This window comes from Streptomyces globisporus, assembly GCF_003501885.1.
Taxonomy (GTDB): domain Bacteria; phylum Actinomycetota; class Actinomycetes; order Streptomycetales; family Streptomycetaceae; genus Streptomyces; species Streptomyces globisporus_D.
Genome location: NZ_QWFA01000465.1, coordinates 1 through 317 on the forward strand (window position 1 = coordinate 1; position 317 = coordinate 317).

A 317-nucleotide genomic window follows, 5' to 3' on the forward strand; every position below is an offset into this window, starting at 1 on the left:
GAGGTGTTCGGGGTGGTGGGCAGCTGGGGCGGGATCTTGTCGGCGAGGCGGCGGCGGACGAAGCGGGGCGGGCAGTCGACCTGGGCGGGGAGTCCTGCGGTGAGGGCGGCGATCAGGTAGTCGGTGGTGACGCCTCGGTCGAGCCATTCCGCGGCCTGTGGTTCGAGGGCGGTGCAGTCGTCGGCGGAGAGGGCCAGCCGGATGTCCCTGCGGCCGAGTTCGGCGAGGGCGAGGTAGGCGGGGGAGGGGCCTGTCGGCGGGGCTGTCGGCGGGGCCGCCGGATTCGTCGGAGCTGTCGCGGGGGCCGCGTCCGGGGC

At 75.7% G+C, this 317-nt stretch carries 1 pseudogene; it reads right to left on the reverse strand.

The annotated features are described in order from the left end of the window. Window positions 1-317 (reverse strand): annotated as a pseudogene (locus D3105_RS34310) (MarR family transcriptional regulator); the annotation flags it as partial.